The sequence below is a fragment of the Tenacibaculum sp. DPLXC6 genome, assembly GCF_056815515.1.
On the sequence record NZ_CP141806.1, the window covers coordinates 2,141,786 to 2,160,301 of the forward strand.

Consider the following 18,516-nt stretch of genomic DNA (forward strand, 5'->3'; position numbering starts at 1 on the left):
ATAAGAGTCAAAAAATTAAAAAATGTTACAAACTACTTTATTTCAAATGTTTGATTTAACTCACCCATCGTTACTTTATACTTTCCTTTTGGCAAATAGTATTTATCGTTCTTTGCTTTTTTTACCTCAGCATCTTTGTGTTTCTTTAAGTACTTTTTTCTTCCTTTTTCAGAAAAAGAAACATCATATATTACTTCATTAAATCCTTTTGTTGCATTCGTTTTTATAGTGTTTACCAAAACTTTATCTGAATATACTTCTAATACAACTTCTTTATCTGCATTTACATAAAACGGAATTGTAATTTTTGGTGTATTTGGTTCTAACCATTTACTCCAAGAACTACCCCAAGATTTTCTTTTCTTAATATCCTTAATACTGAAAATAGCTTCTTTATTATCAAATTCTTGTAAAGAAGTAATATTTGCTTTGTATAAACTACGCCCATGTGTTCCTACTAATAAATGTTTTGCTTTAGGTTGAATTACTAAATCATGTACTGCAACATTTGGTAATCCGTTGCTAAAAGCTTCCCATGTTGAACCTTGATTAAAAGAAACATACAATCCGTTATCGGTTCCTAAGTATAGAACATTTTCTTTTTTAGGGTCTTCCTTAATCACATTTACCGCAGAAGTTGGAATATTATTACTGATGTTTTTCCATGTTTTTCCATAATCATCAGAAACGTATACATACGGAGTAAAATCGTCAAAACGATACCCGTTTAACGTAACATATACACGCTCTTTCTTGTATTTTGAAGCTATTACACGACTTACCCATAAATTTTGTGGAAAAGAATTTGAAATGCTCTCCCAACTTCCTCCTCCGTTTTTAGTCACCTGTACCAATCCATCATCAGAACCTACATAGATTAGTCCAAATTGAAATGGGCTTTCAGAAATGGTGGTTAATGTTCCGTAAGCTACATTTCCTTCCTTTTCTCCTTTGGTTAAATCTCCTGAGATTTCTTCCCAATTATCACCTTTATTTAGTGAGCGGTGTAACTTATTTCCTCCTAAATACAAGATGTCTTGATTATGTTTTGATAACTGAATAGGAGTTTGCCAATTGAATCGATATGCTGGTTTATCTTTTTCTGGTTTTGGTTGAATATAAGTTTGTTTTCCTGTAGCTCTATCTATTCTATAATAGTTTCCAAATTGATATCCTGTATACACAATGTTTGGGTTTCTATCATCAACAGCAACTTGCATACCGTCACCTCCCATTAAACTTTCATAAGGATTCTTTCCTGTTTGATGCCAACTTTTGTCAATTTTTGCATTGTGACTTCCTACCCAAACGCCATTATCTTGCATCCCTCCATACACTTTGTAATTCTCCTGATTATCGGCATATACAGTGTAAAACTGCCCAACAGCTGGTTCATTTAATTTAATCCAGCTTTTACCGTCATCATAAGAAATATTCAACCCACCATCATTCCCATCAATTAAGTGTCCTTGTTTTTTAGGATTTACCCACAATGCTTGATGATCAGCATGCACATTTTCTTTACTAATAGATGTAAATGTTTTTCCACCATCTTTCGATTTTAAAATTGGAACTCCCAATACATAGATTCCATTTTGGTCTTGCGGATCAACACGAATTTCTCCAAAATAATATCCATACGAATAGTATAAATCATCTAAATGACCCTCATGTGTTTTTTTCCAAGTTTTTCCTCCATCGGTAGTTTTAAAAACCTCAGCTCCTATTACTGGAGTATCGAATAATGCAGCATTAGCATCTTTTAAGTAACCAACCAAATCACTTGGTCTTATTTCTCCTGGGCTTGAGCGAATGATTTGTTTGATATTTTCTGCACGATATTTCTCCTGAAGACCATTCATTTTGATATATGAATTCAATTTTTTGTCTTTCATATTTAAAAGCTCATCAGTTGAAACTGATGCAAGTTCTTCTTTTGTCAGAGCACCAGATCCTTTTCCACTTTTAGTAGAGTCTTTTTTTCTTCGGAATTGATTATCATGAAAAGCGTATACTGTGTTTTCGTCATATACGGCTAATCCTATTCTACCAACTCCTTTACCATTTGGAAAACCATTATTATCAGAAATTTTAGTCCAAGTATTTCCAGCATCAGTCGATTTATAAATTGCAGAATTTTTCCCATCTCCATCAAAATTCCATGCTTTACGTTCACGTTCCCAAGCAGCAGCATATAAAATATTGAAGTTATTTGGTACTGGTTGAATATCTATAATCCCTGTGTTTTCATTAATAAATAAGGTTTTTGCCCAAGTTTTTCCTCCATCAGTGGTTTTAAAAACTCCTCTTTCTTTGTTTGATGAGTATAAATGACCAATAGATCCAACAATTACCTCATCAGGATTGTTTGGGTTGATTAAAATACGCCCTATGTGATGTGAATCAAGTAATCCAACGTTTGCCCAAGTTTTACCTTTATCGGTAGATTTTAAAATTCCAATTCCAGCATATGACGAACGAGAAGAATTGTTTTCTCCTGTGCCTACCCAAATTGTCCCATTTTTCCAATCTACAGCAATATCACCCACGTTTTGTGTTGGAGAATTATCTAAAACTGGAGTAAAAGTAGTTCCGTTATTATTGGTATGCCATACTCCTCCTGAAGCATATCCTACATAAAACTCTGTAGTATTTTCTGGATTTACATCAATATCCACCACACGTCCACTCATCACTGTAGGTCCAATGTTTTTAAACGGTATATTTTTTACGGTGGAGTTTGTTATTAAAGCTTTCTTTTGTTGTAAAGCTTGCTGTATTTTTTCTGCTGATGTAGGCTGCTGTGCAACTACAGTAAACGGAAATAAAGCTATAAAAACTTTGGCTAAGGTTCTCATTATAATTTGGTTTAGAAGAAGTGAAAATACAGTAAGCTAATAGTATTTCAAAAAAATTAACAGAATATTGAGAGACTTCTTTTTGAAGCTCTTGTCAAACAAAAAAATTATTAGCTTTGTTTAACCTCAAAATTTTTAGGCTATGACTATTTTTATTCTTTCTGTTAGTGACCAAATTTATTCAACACAAAGAATATACAAAGAAGCTCGTCGTCGTGGACATAAAGTTGAAATTATAAACCATTTAAAATGTTCTATAAAACTTGGTGATGGTAAGCCTGCTATTATATATAAAGGCAAAAATATTATTGATATTCCAGATATAATTATTCCTAGAATAGGTGTTTCTGCTATGAAACATGGTGCTACCGTTGTAAAAGAATTTGAAATGAATGGGGTATATAGTACCGCTAGTTATTTAGGTATTGTTGATGCACAGAACAAAGCTCGTACTTTACAAATAATGAGCAGAAATGAACTTCCTATTCCTCAGACTGTTTTTTCTGTTGATGCTGAAAATATTGGTGAGCAAATAGATTTATTAGGTGGCTCTCCTGTAATTATTAAATTACAAGAAGGAACACATGGCTCAGGTGTAATTTTGGCTGAAAGTAAAAAGTCTGCTATGTCTATCATAGATACTATGCACGGAACTAATACCAGCATTTTACTTCAAGAGTTTATAAAAGAAAGTAACAGTGAAGATATTCGTGCTTTTGTTGTAAATGGTAAAGTAGTCTCTTCTATGAAACGTAAAGGATTGAAGGAAGATTTTCGTTCTAATATTCATAAAGGTGGAAGTGGACACAAGGTTACTTTAACTGCTGAAGAAGAAGAAATAGCTATTAAAGCAGCTCAATACTTAGAACTTCCTATTGCTGGCGTTGATATGATACGATCAAAAAGAGGTCCCTTATTAATTGAAGTTAACTCGACTCCTGGATTACAAGGAATTGAAGCTTACACCAAGGATAATATTGCTAAGGCTATTATTAAATTTTTAGAAGAAAAATGTTCGAACAAAATTTTAAAAACGGAATCATAGAAATTCGTGGACAAAAAATTGGTTTAGGTGAATCTAAATTAATTAAAATTCCTATTGATAGATTGCCTACAGGAACTCTAATAGAAATTCCTGTGTATATTTTTAATGGTGACCAATTAGGACCAACTATTCTACTACAAGGTGGTTTACATGGTGACGAAGTAAATAGTGTTGAATTAGTACGTAGAATGTTAATTGATAAATCGTACAAAATTCATCGTGGTTGTGTTATTGTAGTTCCATTATTGAACATTTTTGGTTTTTTAAACATGTCTCGCGATATGCATGGCAAAGATGTAAATAGAAGTTTTCCTGGTTCAAAAACCGGTTCTTTGGCAAGCAGAATGGCATATTATTTAATGAAAGAAATTACAAATAATGTAGATTTTGCTATTGATTTCCATACAGGAGGAGAACAACGAAACAACTTTCCGCAAATACGATATACTCCTGAAGATAATAGAGCTCTTCAGCTAGCCAATATTTTTAATGCTCCTTTTATGTTTGGTTCTAAACTTATTCCAAAATCTTTTAGAAATCAATGCTATAAAAACAATATTCCTGTAATTGTATATGAAGGAGGAGAATCATTAAGACTAGAAGAAAAAGCTATTCAACAAGGTATTAATGGAACTCTTCGTATTTTAAAACACTTTAAAATGGTAAAAGAAAGTATAGAAATACCTAAAAACCCAACTTCAATACACATTAATAAACACAAATGGGTTAGAGCTAAAGTTGCGGGCTTATTTACTCCTATTGTTCACAATGGAGAAAAAGTAAAAAAAGGACAGATTTTAGGACATATTATGGATACCTATGGAGAAACAAATTTTTCAGTAAAGTCTCCTTATGACGGTTATATTATTGCTAAAAACAACTTCCCTATTATTAATATGGGCGACGCTTTATTTCATTTAGGCAAAATATAACAATCTGATTTTATTTGTTTTATCCGTTAATTTTTACTTACTTTAATTCCAATTAACTAATCAAAAATTATAAATTATGGAATTTCTTATTAGCTTATTAAGTGGAGCAGTAGGTGGTAATCTTGCTGGTGCATTGTTAAAAAAGTTTTCTTTAGGTACCCTTTGGAACTCTGTTGTAGGGATTTTAGGTGGGGGGCTAGGAGCTCAATTACTAGGAATGTTAAATATTGATATTTCTGGTATTATCGGTAACATTGCAGCCAGTGGTGTTGGTGGAGCTGTTTTACTAGTTATTGTTGGTGTTATTAAAAGCGCCATGGCTAAAAGTTAAACACATATTAAAACTTTAAAAAAAAGACGTCTAAATAAGGCGTCTTTTTTATTTATATCCGAAGCCCAATAAAATAGCAGTACCTTTGTTGGCTCATAGTAGTATTTTCTTTAGATACTACTGAAGAATTATATATGACATTTACATCGTTAGGTTTATCAAAAGCTTTAGTGAAAGCTGTAACCGAAAAAGGGTATGAAACCCCCTCTCCTATTCAAGAAAAAGCAATTCCAGTTATTTTAGAAGGCAAAGACGTATTAGCTTCTGCACAAACCGGAACAGGTAAAACAGCAGGGTTTACCTTGCCTATTTTACAAAACATATCAGAAAAAAAGAATCCAAAATATCGTCCAATCAAAGCATTGGTACTAACACCTACAAGAGAGTTAGCTGCACAAGTATATGATAATGTGCGCGAATACAGTACACATTTAAATATTAAATCTACCGCTATTTTTGGCGGAGTAAAACCTAGTTCACAAATAGCAACACTTAAAAACGGAATTGATGTTTTGGTAGCTACGCCTGGTAGATTAATAGATTTACACGAACAAAATCAACTTTCTTTAAAACGTGTAGATGTTTTAGTTTTAGATGAAGCAGACAGAATGCTCGACATGGGTTTTTTACGAGATATTAAAAAAATCATCTCTTTTTTACCTCAAAAACGTCAAAATTTATTGTTTTCAGCTACTTTTTCAAAAGAAATAAAAAAATTAGCGCAAGGTATTTTACACAATCCTGTGATGGTTGAAGCAGCTCCTGAAAATACGACTGCTGAAAAAGTAAATCAGAAACTATACAAAGTTCCGAAAAGCAAGAAAACCGAATTAGTTGGTCAATTAATTTCAAAAGGAAATTGGAGTCAAGTTTTAATTTTTACTCGAACTAAACATGGTTCTAATAGATTGACTGAAAAACTAATTAAAAGAGGAATTTCTGCCGCCGCTATTCACGGAAACAAAAGTCAAGGAGCAAGAACTAAAGCCTTAAAAGGTTTTAAAGACAACTCTATCCGTGTTTTGGTAGCTACTGATATTGCTGCACGTGGGTTAGATATTCCATTGCTACCACATGTTATTAATTTTGAACTTCCAAATGTTCCTGAAGATTATGTACACCGAATTGGTAGAACAGGAAGAGCAGGTGCTAGTGGAGAAGCTATTTCATTAGTAGCTCAAGAAGAAGAAACTTATTTAAAAAGTATTGAGAAGTTATTAGGACAAAAAATCACTATTTCCGAGTTAGAAGGGTTTGATTTATCTACTATAAAAAATGAAGTTAAAACTGAACGACCAAAGCAGCAACCTAAAAATAAACCTGCTAAAAAACCGTTTAAAACATCTTCTAATCCAAAGAAAAAAAACAAAAAAACCTCAACAGAAAGTTCAAAAAAACATACACCTAGAAAACGAAATAACCGTAATAGAAGGAATAACAACAAACCATCTTAAGAGTTAATAAAATAATATTTTATCTATTTAATTATCAATGTTTTTGACACTTTACTCACTAAGTGAAACAATATTTTGGTATAAATATTGTTATATTTATTGTGTATTACAAAAACCAATAATTATGAAAAAACATGTTTTATTACTAGTTGCATTGGCAACTTTTTTTACCGCATTTGTTAGCTGTTCTAGTGACGACCCCCAAACGTCTCAAGTAGCAGTTCGCTTAGTAGATGCTCCTGGAGATTACGATGAAGTAAACATCGACGTACAGGATGTTATGATTAACGCCGGAGACGAAGAAAATGGTTGGCAAAGCCTTGGAAACGTTACTCCACAAGTATACAACTTACTTGAGTTAACAGGTGGAATTGACGCTTTATTAGTAGACACTGAAATTCCTGCTGGTAAAATTGGGCAAATTCGTTTAGTTTTAGGTGAAAACAATTCTATTGTAGTAGATGGAGAAACGTATCCATTAGCAACCCCAAGCGCACAACAATCAGGATTAAAATTAAACGTACACCAAGATTTAGTAGGTGGTGTAAAGTACACGTTTATCTTAGACTTTATGGTTGATAAGTCAATCGTAGTTGAAGGTACTGGTGATTACAGCTTAAAGCCAACTATTAGAGTAACTACTGAAGCTGCTTCTGGTGCTATTTCTGGAATGGTAAACCCATTTGAGTATCAAGTAGAGGTTAGTGCTGTTTCTGGTACCGAAGAACCTATCACTGCTTTAACAAATGAAGAAGGTAAATTTATGTTACACGGAGTACCTGCTGGCACTTATAGCGTAACTTTTACTCCTGATGAAGCTTCTGGATTAACTGCTAAAACAGTTGAAGAAGTTACTGTAGTATTAGGAGAAAATACAGATATGGGGACGGTTGAGTTAGAATAACTCACTCAACATAAATTATTAAAAAGGATGCTGTAAAAAGCATCCTTTTTTTATACTTTTAAGCTAAAATTTATTTCCATAAATGGACGCTTCTAAAAAAGCTATTACACAGCGCATACAAAACATCATAAATGATGAAAACTTAAACACGTTAATTCCAGAAATTATTGACTGTTTTAAAGAGTTTTCCTTATCAAAAAATGAATTTTTAGTGAAAAAAGGAGAAGCTTGTCGGTATTTCTGTTTTGTAGAAAGTGGTATTTTACAATACGCTGTTACCGTTTCTGGACAAGAAAAAACCACCTATTTAGCTTTAAGAAACGGATTCGCCTCATCCTTAAAGAGTTTTTTACAACAAACTCCATCCCCTAAAAATATAAAAGCATTAAGCGCCTGTAAACTTTGGGGTTTAAAAATTAATGACTTTAAACACCTAATGAAAAACAACAAGGCTTTTCATCAATTTTATTATAACTTTATAGAAAATCAAATTTTTTTAATTGACGATTACCGTATTGACCTGCTGACTTTAACTCCTGAAGAACGTTATAAAAAACTGCTCGTAAACGAACCCAAATTACTTCAAGAAGTTCCACTACATTATTTGGCTTCATTTTTAGGAATTTCTACTCGACATATGAGTAGAATTCGAAAAAATATAAATTAGCGCCAAATGGCTAATATTTGCACAGTTTCTTTCCGTATTTTTGAGGGAATCTTATCAATTTAATTGAATCATTATGAAGTACGACGCAATAAACAGTCAATTATTTATAAAAAATCGCAAAAACTTTATGACTCAAATGAAGCATAATAGTTTAGCCGTTTTTAACTCAAACGATATTTACCCTGTAAGTGCTGATAGCACTTTACCTTTTGAGCAACATCGTGATATTTTCTTTTTAAGTGGTGTTGATCAAGAAGAAAGTATCTTAATTTTATTTCCTGATTCTCCGAAAGAAAATTTACGTGAAGTACTATTTTTACGTGAAACTAATGAGCATATTGCTGTTTGGGAAGGTGAAAAACTAACCAAAGAAAAGGCTTTAGAAACTAGTGGGATTAAAAACGTACATTGGCTACAAGATTTAGAAAAAGTATTAGCTGAAATGATGGCTTTAGCCGATACCGTTTATATTAATACCAACGAGCACTATCGTGCAAATATTGAAACTGAAACTCGTGAAGCTCGTTTTACAAAATGGTTATTAAACAAATACCCTGCACATTCAGTAGCAAAAAGCAATCCTATTTTACAACGTTTACGTTCTGTAAAAGATCAAATTGAAATTGATTTAATTCAAAAGGCTTGTGATATTACTGAAAAAGGTTTTAGACGCGTTTTAGATTTCGTAAAACCAGGTGTTTGGGAATACGAAATTGAAGCAGAATACATTCACGAATTCATCAGAAATCGATCTAAGAAATTTGCTTACACGCCAATTATTGCTTCTGGTAACAATGCTAACGTGTTACACTACATTGAAAATAACCAACAATGTAAAGCTGGTGATTTAATTTTAATGGATGTTGGTGCTGAATACGCTAACTATTCATCAGATATGTCTCGTACAATTCCTGTTTCTGGGCGTTTTACAGACAGACAAAAAGAGGTATATAATGCTGTAAATCGTGTAAAAAATGACGCGACAAAAATGTTAGTTCCAGGAACTCTTTGGGCTGAGTATCACGTTGAAGTTGGTAAATTAATGACTTCGGAATTATTAGGTTTAGGGTTATTAGACAAAGCAGATGTTCAAAACGAAGATCCTAACTGGCCAGCATATAAAAAGTATTTTATGCACGGTACTTCTCACCACATGGGGCTAGATACGCATGACTACGGATTGTTACATGAGCCAATGCAAGCAAACCAAGTATTTACAGTTGAACCTGGTATTTATATTCCTGATGAAGGTTTTGGTATTCGTTTAGAGGATGATGTTGTTGTTCAAGAAACAGGTGAGCCATTCAACTTAATGCGCAACATACCTATTGAAGCTGACGAAATAGAAGATTTTATGAATAAATAGTATCATTTCCCATACTTTTAAAACGTCATTAAAACTCCTTTTTTTGGAAATTTTAATGACGTTTTTGTTTTTCTTGTTTTTTACTATTTTTAGTGTTTAAAAAATTGTTATGATGATGACTTATTTAGAAATGATTGGAGTATGGCAACTAATTTTAATCTTAATTATTTTAATTGGAATTATTCCAACAATTATTGCTCTTGTTGATATTTTAAAAAGTGAGTTTAAAGGAAACAATAAAATTGTTTGGATTCTCGTTGTTTTATTAGCTAACTTTTTTGGTGCTGTTTTATATTTTCTAATTGGAAGAGAGCAAAAAATAAAAAAGTAAACAAAAACCCTTCACGATGAAAAACCTACTTTACATATTTGCTTTTGCATTGATTTCATGTGCTTCTAGCCAAATAAACAAATTTGATAATTCCGATTTGGTCGGAACTTGGAATTGGACCAATACCGATGGTGGTTTTGGAAACCACATTCATAAAACTCCTGAGTCACTTGGTAAAAAAGTACAACTTACCTTAGAAAAAAACTATCAGTTTTCAATTTTTGAAGATGGTAAAGAAACTTTGAAAGGTACCTATACTCTAACAATGAAAAAAGCTATTTATTCAAATAAAGAAGAAAGGTTTATACAACTATCTGACGACCAACAAATTTCTGGAATTATACTGTCAGGAATCATTAGAGTTACAAAACCTAACGTCTTAGAGATTTCCGATAATAATTACGACGGACTAGGAAGCATGTTTTCACGTGTTGAATAAATGAAATCTCTTTTTATTAAAAAACACAAAAGAGCCCTAAATAAGGGCTCTTTAAAATTATTAATCAAATTTTAATTATTACTTCACCGTTAATGTGTATTGAGGTGTTGGATTCAACGGGCAAAAGTAAACGTACTCTCCTTTTGTTAAGGCTACTTTTTTAGAACTTGACTTACTATTGTTTTTTACCAAAGATGTTACGTATGCATTTTTTATATGATGCTTTTCATCTGTTTTTCCCTTTGGCGCTAATACAAAACCTACATCATGTCCTACATTCTTGTTTGAAATTTCAAAAACATAAGTTCCTTCTGAAAGGGTTAACGATTTTTGAGTGAATTTTCCTTTTGTTTGTTCTAAAAAAATGGTTTTTGCTTTTTGTGCATTTGCTGTAAATACAAATCCTACTAATAATACTAAAATAGCTACTACTTTTTTCATTTTTATTGATTTTTATGGTTTTACTTTTTTTTAAGACGAATAGCTTTGCAACCAAAACCCCATAACTACACTCTGTTAATAAAGCTACAAGAGCTATTCGTTTTTTATGCGTTTTGTTTAAATTTTCCTGCTTCTACTTTTGGAAAATCAACTTCGGTTTCTGCAATATGGTTTACATAATTTGTTAAGGTATTTGCAACAACATTTAAAACGATTTCTAAAATATCTCCGTCGTTATATCCTGCTGCTTTTACCTCAGCTATTTCTGCTGAACTCACATTTCCTTTGTTTTTTGTAACACTTTGTGCAAATTTTAAACCTGCTTTGGTTTTAGCATCAGAAGCCTCAGCTTGTCTATTTTGTTCAATTTCTTCTTCTGATAAACCATTATTTTTTCCTATAGCTGTGTGTGCAGATAAACAATAGTTACATTCATTTTCTTCTGCAATAACTAAAGCTAATTGCTCTCTAAACTTGTTTGAAAAGTTTCCACTTCCGTTTAATTCTCCTAAGCTTAAATAACTTTGTAAAAGAGCTGGTGAATTCCCCATTACTTTAATTAGGTTTGGAATAAATCCTAACTTATTTTGAACTGCATCAAACAATTCTTTTGATTTTCCTGTTGTGATCTCTGGATTCAACGTTTCAATTCTTGTACTCATAATTTTACTATTTTAAGATTCTATTTTTAGTTTATTTTTTCGCAGTTACATAATTCTCTTTCTGGAAACTGCTCGTCGTATTCTTGGTATCCCCAACAATTAGGGCATTGGTTAATTTCTGTTCTCATAATTCGTTGTTTTTGAATTCTGGTACAAAGGTGCGACAGGAATAAACCTTAAAAAATGGACAAAGGTTCTTAAAACTTGGACATACTGTTTTGCTAACAATTTTCTTACAAAAAGCTAGCTTTTTATTCACGGTTTCATAAAGTACAGGTAACGCATTAACATGTTTACTGTAGTACTTTTATCTCGTCGAAAAAAGGTTGTTTGTATTAGTGTAACAAAAAACTTTATTAGTTGTGTAGTTTACCACGCGTTGCGTGGTTTTTTCTTTTATAAGCTATAGCTTCTTTTAAATTGTTTTGGCGATTGCCCTGTAGATTTTGTAAAAAATCGAGAAAAGTACGCAGGATCATTGAATCCTAAATCAAAAGCAACTTCTTTAATAGAATTATCAGTATAGAGTAGCAATCTTTTTGCTTCGGTAATAATTCTGTTTTTTATAAAGTCGCTTGGAGTTTCCGTTCCTATTTTTTGAAGGTGTTTGGTTAAGGATTTTGGTGATAAACCTAACCGATAAGCATACCCTGTAACTCGGTGTATCTTTTTGAAGTTTTGTTCTACTAATAAACTAAAATCTTTAAAAAGTTTGGTTTCTACACTCTCTTTTACAACATCTTTTTCTTTTTTTATACGTACAGAATATACAATAAACTGTTTTAAAAGCGATTGTAGCATATCGTATTGGGCTGTTTCTTCTAACTCAAACTCTTCTATTAGGTTTTGAAGAATAAAATCTAATTTTTGCGTTTCTTTTTCTGAAGGTACTACAAAAGGTGTTTCATATATATTATTAAACAATACTCCATTACACGATACCTCAGCATCGTGAGTTTGAATACAATAAAAATCTCTAGTAAAACTAAGTTGATAAGCTTCTTTAATTTTTTCTGATTCTACTGAAAATACCTGCCCTGGTGATAAAAAAAACAATACTCCATCTTCAAAAGAATAACTTTTAAAATCGATGTTATATCTACCTGTTCCTTCTTTTATCCAAAATACTTTGTATTGATCTATTTGCTGTGGTGAGTTTACCACACATAATTCTTCAAACTGAACTGTTTGTAACGAAAAAATATTTTGATAGGAATAGTTTTGAATATCTTGTACCGCCATTTATACATAGTTTTATCGTTTGTCGAAAAAAACAGGAAGAGCTGACAAGTTTTTAAAACTTAAAATTCGTCTTAAAACCCAAATTATAAACTATTCGGGTTTTAAAACGAATTTTCAACTTCTATGATTGAAAATTAATTCTATTAATTCAACAACCGATACCCTACACCTACATTATGGTTAGGTTGATTAAGTTGGTTGATGTTTACTCGATAACTAGCAAACCATTTTCCTTTTCGGTTGTATTGCAATCCGAAACTGAGGTTCTCAAAGGTTTGTGGGTTTCCCCCTATTTCGGTAAAGAGATACAAGCCACTTCTATAGGTTTTTGGATGCTCAATCGTTTTGGTAATGGTTATCTCTCGGGGTACTTTGAGTTTGTACGATAGTTGGCTGTCTAACAATTTTCCTTGTACCAAATCGTACCTATAAATTTCTATATCGGTATTTTTTAAGGTATCTCGATATATTTTTGCGGCTACATAGTCGGTAGTATCTTTGATAAAAATGGTGTCTTTTACAACATTGGTTACATCATTTTTATGCACATACACTTTTTGGTATTTCATGGTTTGTACTTTAAACGTATCTATTTTAGTTTGCCAAACAGTGTCTTTTACCACGGTTATTTTAGGTTCTTGAGGTGCTACTTTTTGGTTTCTTTTGTTAAAAAGATTGATAAATAACAGCATTATAATGACACCCAATAGTAACCTATCGGTTTTATGGTTAAAAAAATTCATCTATTTTGTTTTAGAGTTTATACCATTTACAACTTGAAATCATAACTGGTATTAGAAAAATGTTTGTCAGTCCAAAGAGCGAAGAATGAGTGACGAGAAACCTCTTAAAAATGAGATTTCTCCTCGTACCTTGTCGAAATGACACAAAACACTAAAATTTACTAGAAAAAGAACCTCTAAAAACGAATGTTAGTGGTTAGACTTTGTTTTGGGTTATGGGGTGTATACGTTTGTTATGTATGTTCCTGAAAGCATTATAAGACCGTTATTTGTAAAAGTAAAATTTGCATCAGAGAAATTACTATGTAAATTGCTTCTGAATAATATCCTCTTATTTGTTCCTCCATCAACAAATGCCATTAATTTCCCTTCATTTTCAGAAGAAATATCTGAACCTGTAAACCTTCCTATGTTAACAATAGAAGTATTTGCTACACTATCAAAAGGTAACCCTCCAATTACAATATCTCCAGTAGGTGTTCCTGTTGTATTAATAAATGTCATGTAAATAGTGTAAGCCACTAAATTACCAGTCCTTACATAATTACCTGTACCTGTGAATGTATAACTCGCTCCTGACGCAGTTAATGTCGGTGAAAAAGTCCCTTCTTCATAAAAATTCGCTTTTTGTAAGCCTGCATTGGTGCCATCTGCTAAAGGCAAAACTGCATCTGTTCCTGTGCTAGATGCTAATGTTCTTGTGGCTGCATCGTATGATAAATCAGTAGCTCCTCCGCTGCCTGCTGTCGCATTAATTATGGGTTGTAAAGGATCTGTGTTATCAATGGTAATATTTGTTCCTGCTTGTAGTTGTGGAATATCATTTGTTAAAGCAATAGTACCAGACTTATCAGGAGTCTGTAATATACAACTCCCTGTTGAATTATTTGGGACATTTATTTGTACTACTTGATCACTTAAAGTGTTCTTTAAAGTAAGTTGATTACTTACTGTTTCTGCTCTTAAAGCTGTAAATGATGATATTTTATTAGGCTCTATTTCTAACAAAGTACTTTCATCGTTTTTTACTCGTAAAATTGTTTTACCTCCCTTAGAGTCTGATATTGTTTCTTGTTCTATTTTATAATCTTGTGAAGCCGTATCAAAAACAATACTTTGAGTTGAGTTAGCTTCGGTTTTTTTTAAAATAATATCATTCGAAGTTATGTTATCATTATCTGTTACTTGCTCCAACGTAAGATTATCTTTCAAATTACTCAAATCTACTGTAAACGTAGAGTTATCGTCTCGTGTAAACGTTGCCAATCCATTAGCATCGACTGTTCCTGATACCAATCGCGCTAAGTTGGTATTGTCTAAGTACGGTGTTAAGTCAATTTGTGATACGCTTACTCCGTCTTTTAATAAATCAACGGTATTGGTTCCAGAAATAGGTGACAATGTATATTCAGGTACTTGTTGTTCAGAAGCTACACTTACTTCTCCTGCTTCATCAATTACAAACCTTCGGTTCGCTTCTCCTTCTGGTTGTTTAGCATCAACATAACTATCAATTAAATCGGCATATTGTTGTTGTGTAGGCTTGTCACCTGTTTCAAAAAATTGTTTTAAAGTTTCTTTGTTTTGTTTCATTTTTGTTCTTTTTTATCGTTTTTAAATTTTTTTTGATAAAAAAGAGCCGCTAAAAACTATATTTTGCTAGTGGCTAGACTTTTTATTTTTTAATTACTCTTCCTATTAAACTAATTGAGGAACAAACTTTACCATTGTTGCAACACCTGAAGCATCAATATCTTGATAGTATAAATCTATGCTATCATCTGGTTGTTTATAATAATTAGTAAAATTAAAGTTGTAATTATATTTATCCCCGCTGTATGCACTTACTGAAGGTATATTTAACCTGCCTGTTAATTCTTTTACATTAAACTTAGCATCCCAAAAACTTACCTTATGATTTGAGCTTTTAGAATAAACTATTTCAAAATCATCTATCGAAGTATTGAATATGCATTCTTTGAAAGTAACTAAATTAGTATAAGACTCACTAACAGGAACGTATGTACTTTCATCAAACTGAATTTTAAAAGAGTTTACTTTTCCATTAAAAACTACATTATATAACTCAGCAAAACAAGTAAAGCCGCTTACTGTGTTATTAAAAGTTGTTCTTCTTATATCATTAATAAAGTAACAAGAACCTATGTCTCCTTTAAATATTCCACTTAAACTTCTTCTTACAATAGTACCCGTTATTCTAGCTCTATTGCTAACATTATCACTTTTAAGAAACGTGGAGTTGTTTATACTATTAATATAACCATAAGATATAAATAAATCAGGTAAACTATCAATACTCTTATTTAACCCTGTTTCTCCATTAAGTATCTCTAAGTTACTCAACTTAAAAACTACTGTATTCCCACTTATATTCACCAGTTTTTTTTGCACCCCTGTTATACTACCTAAAAAAACTGTACCAGAAGCTGCTGAAGAACTTGTTTCATTTTTACCTATTATCAATCTAACTTCTGAACAATTGGTTATAGTAACTCCATCATTATATTCTGAATTAACATACTTTATCTCACAATCAAAAGCTTTCGTTTTAATAACAATATTTTTATTATATAATTTTACCTTATAAGCCTGTTCTTTGGTTGGTGTAGGTGTATTTGCAAAAGTTAAATATTCTTGTGAGTCGTTTACATCAATAACAATATTCATGTAAGCTTTAGTTTTTGTGTAATTGTAGTCTTCAAAAAAAGTAGTTGTAGTACCAAAAGGTTGCCTATTCCAATAAAATAAATTATTTATATTGTCACCTGCAGAAGAATTGTCATTTTTATAAGCTACCCTAACATAACTCAAATCTTCTGGAGCTTTTGCTAAGCTATATCTAGGATAACTAATTGATGAATCATATACAGGTATTGAACCTTTATATCTTACAAATTTTTCTGTTCTAAAGTCGTAAGGAGTTTCAATTTCTAATTCCTTGTCAATCCTATTCAAAATAGTTCCTTGGTTAGCTATATTTGTTACAGGACTGTTTACCTCATCTACTCCATCAAATGTTACATTAGATACATCATATTCAACTTCATCATTTACATAAGTTAAACTTCTTGCTGTAGAAGATAAAGTATTATTAGTTTCTGCTTTTACAACTAGTTTTTCAACAGGTGAATCTTGCTTAATAATATCTGTATCAATCTGTTTATAGATATTTTTAAAATCAAAAGAGTATTCTTGATTTGGCACCAAGCTATTTGTTGATATTAAATTTAATAAGTCATTATAGGTAGTTTCTATAACTGATGACTCTGTTCCAATAGCCCCTACTAATGAAGATATATCAATACTAAAAGCACTATCATCATCTCTTTTAACAATAAGGTTATTTCCTTGTATCTCTCCACTTACCAAACGTGCTAGGTTGGTATTATCTAAATACGGTGTTAAGTCAATTTGTGAGACACTTACTCCGTCTTTTAATAAATCAAAAGTATTAGTTCCAGAAATTGGTGACAACGTATATTCAGGTGTTTGCTGCTCAGAAGTTACACTTACCTCTCCTGTTTCGTCAATTACAAACCTACGGTTCGCTTCTCCTTCAGGCTGTTTTGCGTCGATATAACTATCAATTAAATCGGCATATTGTTGTTGTGTTGGCTTATCGCCTGTTTCAAAAAATTGTTTTAAAGTTTCTTTGTTTTGTTTCATTTTTGTTCTTTTTTATCGTTTTTAAATTTTTATTTTTTGATAAAAAAGAGCCGCTAAAAACTGTTTTTGTTAGGGGCTAGACTTTTTTTAAAAAACTTTTTAAACTGATTGCGCCCCTTGCTTATAGTTAATTGATAATAATAACTCCCCTGAACTTAATACATTATCTGGAACCAAAATTTTATTACTATTCCAATCTATCATACAGTTATAACTTTCTTTTGTCGTTTTATTAAATACTGACCCTACTGCTCCATGCCTCGTTACTAATGAAGAAATACCCGAAAGCGATACCTCTATATTTCCTCCACTAGCTTGTCCATCTGAGGAAACGTTTCTCAATTCAATGTCTGCAAATACCCTATCTCCAATTATATAATAATCTGCACCATATACTGTTGCTGAAAATGAAGAACCATTTGTTATAAAAGTTGGTGTAAAACTTCCTTCTGTTATTGACATGCTTCCTCCACTTGCATTAATTATTGGTTGTAAAGGGTCTGTATTATCAATGGTAATATTTGAGCCCGCTTGTATTTGTGGTATATCTTCTAATCTAGATATTGTTCCATCTCCGTCAGGAACATTTAAAATTGATACATTATCCGTATTCGTATCAGGTACTTTCATCCTAAAACTCTTTATACCATTCGGAGAAACTATATTTAATCCATAAAGACTATTTCCTTTTATAGTTAAAGGTGTTTCTAGTGTTGTAAATCCCTGAAGAGGTGCTCCAGAATCAGAGTGAAATTTCATAACATCTAAATTATTTCTCTTTAAAAAAAATTCAGTAATCGACTGTCCTTCTTGATCTACTGATGTTTGTTCAAAAGAATAATTGTCGCCCAAGGTCTCAAATACAATTTTTTGATTTGAATTAGAATTTAAATCTCTTAAAACTAAATCATTAGATGTTATATTATCTCTATCTGTTACCTGTTGTAATGTAGGGCTATCCTTTAAATTACTTAGGTCTACTGTAAAAGTAGAGTTATCATCTCGTGTAAAGGTTGCCAATCCATTAGTATCAACAGTTCCTGATACCAATCGTGCTAAATTTGTATTATCTAAATATGGTGTTAAGTCTATTTGTGAAACGCTTACTCCGTCTTTTAATAAATCAACGGTATTGGTTCCAGAAATTGGGGATAAACTATATTCTGGTACCTGCTGCTCAGAAGCAACATTTACTTCTCCTGTTTCATCAATTACAAACCTACGGTTCGCTTCTCCTTCAGGTTGTTTGGCGTCGATATAACTATCAATTAAATCAGAATATTGTTGTTGTGTTGGCTTGTCGCCTGTTTCAAAAAATTGCTTTAATGTTTCTTTGTTTTGTTTCATGTTTTGTTCTTTTTTATCGTTTTTAAATTTTTTTTTGATAAAAAAGAGACGCTAAAAAGAGTGTTAG

17 protein-coding genes are annotated in these 18,516 nt (G+C 31.9%); 9 read left to right on the top strand and 8 right to left on the bottom strand.

Features of this window, described 5'->3' with window-relative positions; translation table 11 throughout:
* Nucleotides 1-32: 32 nt before the first annotated feature.
* Nucleotides 33-2,858 (bottom strand): VPS10 domain-containing protein, encoded by a 2,826-nt coding sequence (locus VCM48_RS09710; RefSeq protein WP_482270376.1) that lies wholly within the window; start codon nt 2,856-2,858, stop codon nt 33-35.
* Nucleotides 2,859-3,000: 142 nt separating this feature from the next.
* Here VCM48_RS09710 and VCM48_RS09715 point away from each other — a divergent pair, with 142 nt between their 5' ends.
* From VCM48_RS09715 to VCM48_RS09755, 9 genes are all read left to right on the top strand, one after another.
* A complete protein-coding gene (locus tag VCM48_RS09715) occupies nt 3,001-3,903 on the top strand; it encodes an ATP-grasp domain-containing protein (protein WP_482270377.1) in 903 nt (300 codons plus the stop codon).
* Nucleotides 3,870-4,835 carry a succinylglutamate desuccinylase/aspartoacylase family protein gene (locus VCM48_RS09720; RefSeq protein ID WP_482270378.1) on the top strand — a complete coding sequence of 322 codons (966 nt, stop codon included), beginning with the start codon at nt 3,870-3,872 and terminating at the stop codon, nt 4,833-4,835. Before VCM48_RS09715 ends, VCM48_RS09720 begins: the two co-directional genes overlap by 34 nt.
* A gap of 76 nt (nt 4,836-4,911) precedes the next feature.
* Nucleotides 4,912-5,166: a hypothetical protein gene (locus VCM48_RS09725; protein ID WP_274638778.1), complete on the top strand. Its 255-nt coding sequence runs from the start codon at nt 4,912-4,914 to the stop codon at nt 5,164-5,166.
* Nucleotides 5,167-5,300: 134 nt separating this feature from the next.
* On the top strand, nt 5,301-6,620 hold the full coding sequence (locus tag VCM48_RS09730) for a DEAD/DEAH box helicase (RefSeq protein ID WP_482270379.1): 1,320 nt from the start codon (nt 5,301-5,303) through the stop codon (nt 6,618-6,620).
* A gap of 124 nt (nt 6,621-6,744) precedes the next feature.
* Complete coding sequence (locus VCM48_RS09735; protein WP_274638780.1) at nt 6,745-7,524, top strand: DUF4382 domain-containing protein; 780 nt, start codon at nt 6,745-6,747, stop codon at nt 7,522-7,524.
* 82 nt (nt 7,525-7,606) lie between these two features.
* A complete protein-coding gene (locus VCM48_RS09740) occupies nt 7,607-8,191 on the top strand; it encodes a Crp/Fnr family transcriptional regulator (RefSeq protein ID WP_124587983.1) in 585 nt (194 codons plus the stop codon).
* A gap of 73 nt (nt 8,192-8,264) precedes the next feature.
* Nucleotides 8,265-9,557 carry an aminopeptidase P family protein gene (locus tag VCM48_RS09745; protein ID WP_482270380.1) on the top strand — a complete coding sequence of 431 codons (1,293 nt, stop codon included), beginning with the start codon at nt 8,265-8,267 and terminating at the stop codon, nt 9,555-9,557.
* Nucleotides 9,558-9,669: 112 nt separating this feature from the next.
* Nucleotides 9,670-9,888 (top strand): PLD nuclease N-terminal domain-containing protein, encoded by a 219-nt coding sequence (locus VCM48_RS09750; RefSeq protein WP_440120276.1) that lies wholly within the window; start codon nt 9,670-9,672, stop codon nt 9,886-9,888.
* A 16-nt stretch (nt 9,889-9,904) separates the two neighbouring features.
* Complete coding sequence (locus VCM48_RS09755; protein WP_482270381.1) at nt 9,905-10,327, top strand: hypothetical protein; 423 nt, start codon at nt 9,905-9,907, stop codon at nt 10,325-10,327.
* A gap of 78 nt (nt 10,328-10,405) precedes the next feature.
* Here VCM48_RS09755 and VCM48_RS09760 read toward each other — a convergent pair whose 3' ends face one another.
* The 7 genes from VCM48_RS09760 to VCM48_RS09790 all read right to left on the bottom strand — a co-directional run bounded on the left by VCM48_RS09760 (nt 10,406) and on the right by VCM48_RS09790 (nt 18,449).
* Nucleotides 10,406-10,768 carry a plastocyanin/azurin family copper-binding protein gene (locus VCM48_RS09760; RefSeq protein WP_482270382.1) on the bottom strand — a complete coding sequence of 121 codons (363 nt, stop codon included), beginning with the start codon at nt 10,766-10,768 and terminating at the stop codon, nt 10,406-10,408.
* A gap of 104 nt (nt 10,769-10,872) precedes the next feature.
* The gene (locus VCM48_RS09765) at nt 10,873-11,430 is read right to left on the bottom strand and encodes a carboxymuconolactone decarboxylase family protein (RefSeq protein WP_482270383.1); all 558 of its coding nucleotides are present in this window, start codon (nt 11,428-11,430) and stop codon (nt 10,873-10,875) included.
* Nucleotides 11,431-11,826: 396 nt separating this feature from the next.
* Nucleotides 11,827-12,672 carry a helix-turn-helix domain-containing protein gene (locus VCM48_RS09770; protein ID WP_482270384.1) on the bottom strand — a complete coding sequence of 282 codons (846 nt, stop codon included), beginning with the start codon at nt 12,670-12,672 and terminating at the stop codon, nt 11,827-11,829.
* Nucleotides 12,673-12,815: 143 nt separating this feature from the next.
* The gene (locus tag VCM48_RS09775; protein ID WP_482270385.1) at nt 12,816-13,415 is read right to left on the bottom strand and encodes a hypothetical protein; all 600 of its coding nucleotides are present in this window, start codon (nt 13,413-13,415) and stop codon (nt 12,816-12,818) included.
* 213 nt (nt 13,416-13,628) lie between these two features.
* Nucleotides 13,629-15,008 (bottom strand): hypothetical protein, encoded by a 1,380-nt coding sequence (locus VCM48_RS09780; RefSeq protein ID WP_482270386.1) that lies wholly within the window; start codon nt 15,006-15,008, stop codon nt 13,629-13,631.
* Between the two features lie 105 nt (nt 15,009-15,113).
* Nucleotides 15,114-17,102 (bottom strand): hypothetical protein, encoded by a 1,989-nt coding sequence (locus VCM48_RS09785; protein ID WP_482270387.1) that lies wholly within the window; start codon nt 17,100-17,102, stop codon nt 15,114-15,116.
* A 99-nt stretch (nt 17,103-17,201) separates the two neighbouring features.
* Nucleotides 17,202-18,449: a hypothetical protein gene (locus VCM48_RS09790; protein ID WP_482270388.1), complete on the bottom strand. Its 1,248-nt coding sequence runs from the start codon at nt 18,447-18,449 to the stop codon at nt 17,202-17,204.
* Nucleotides 18,450-18,516 lie beyond the last annotated feature (67 nt).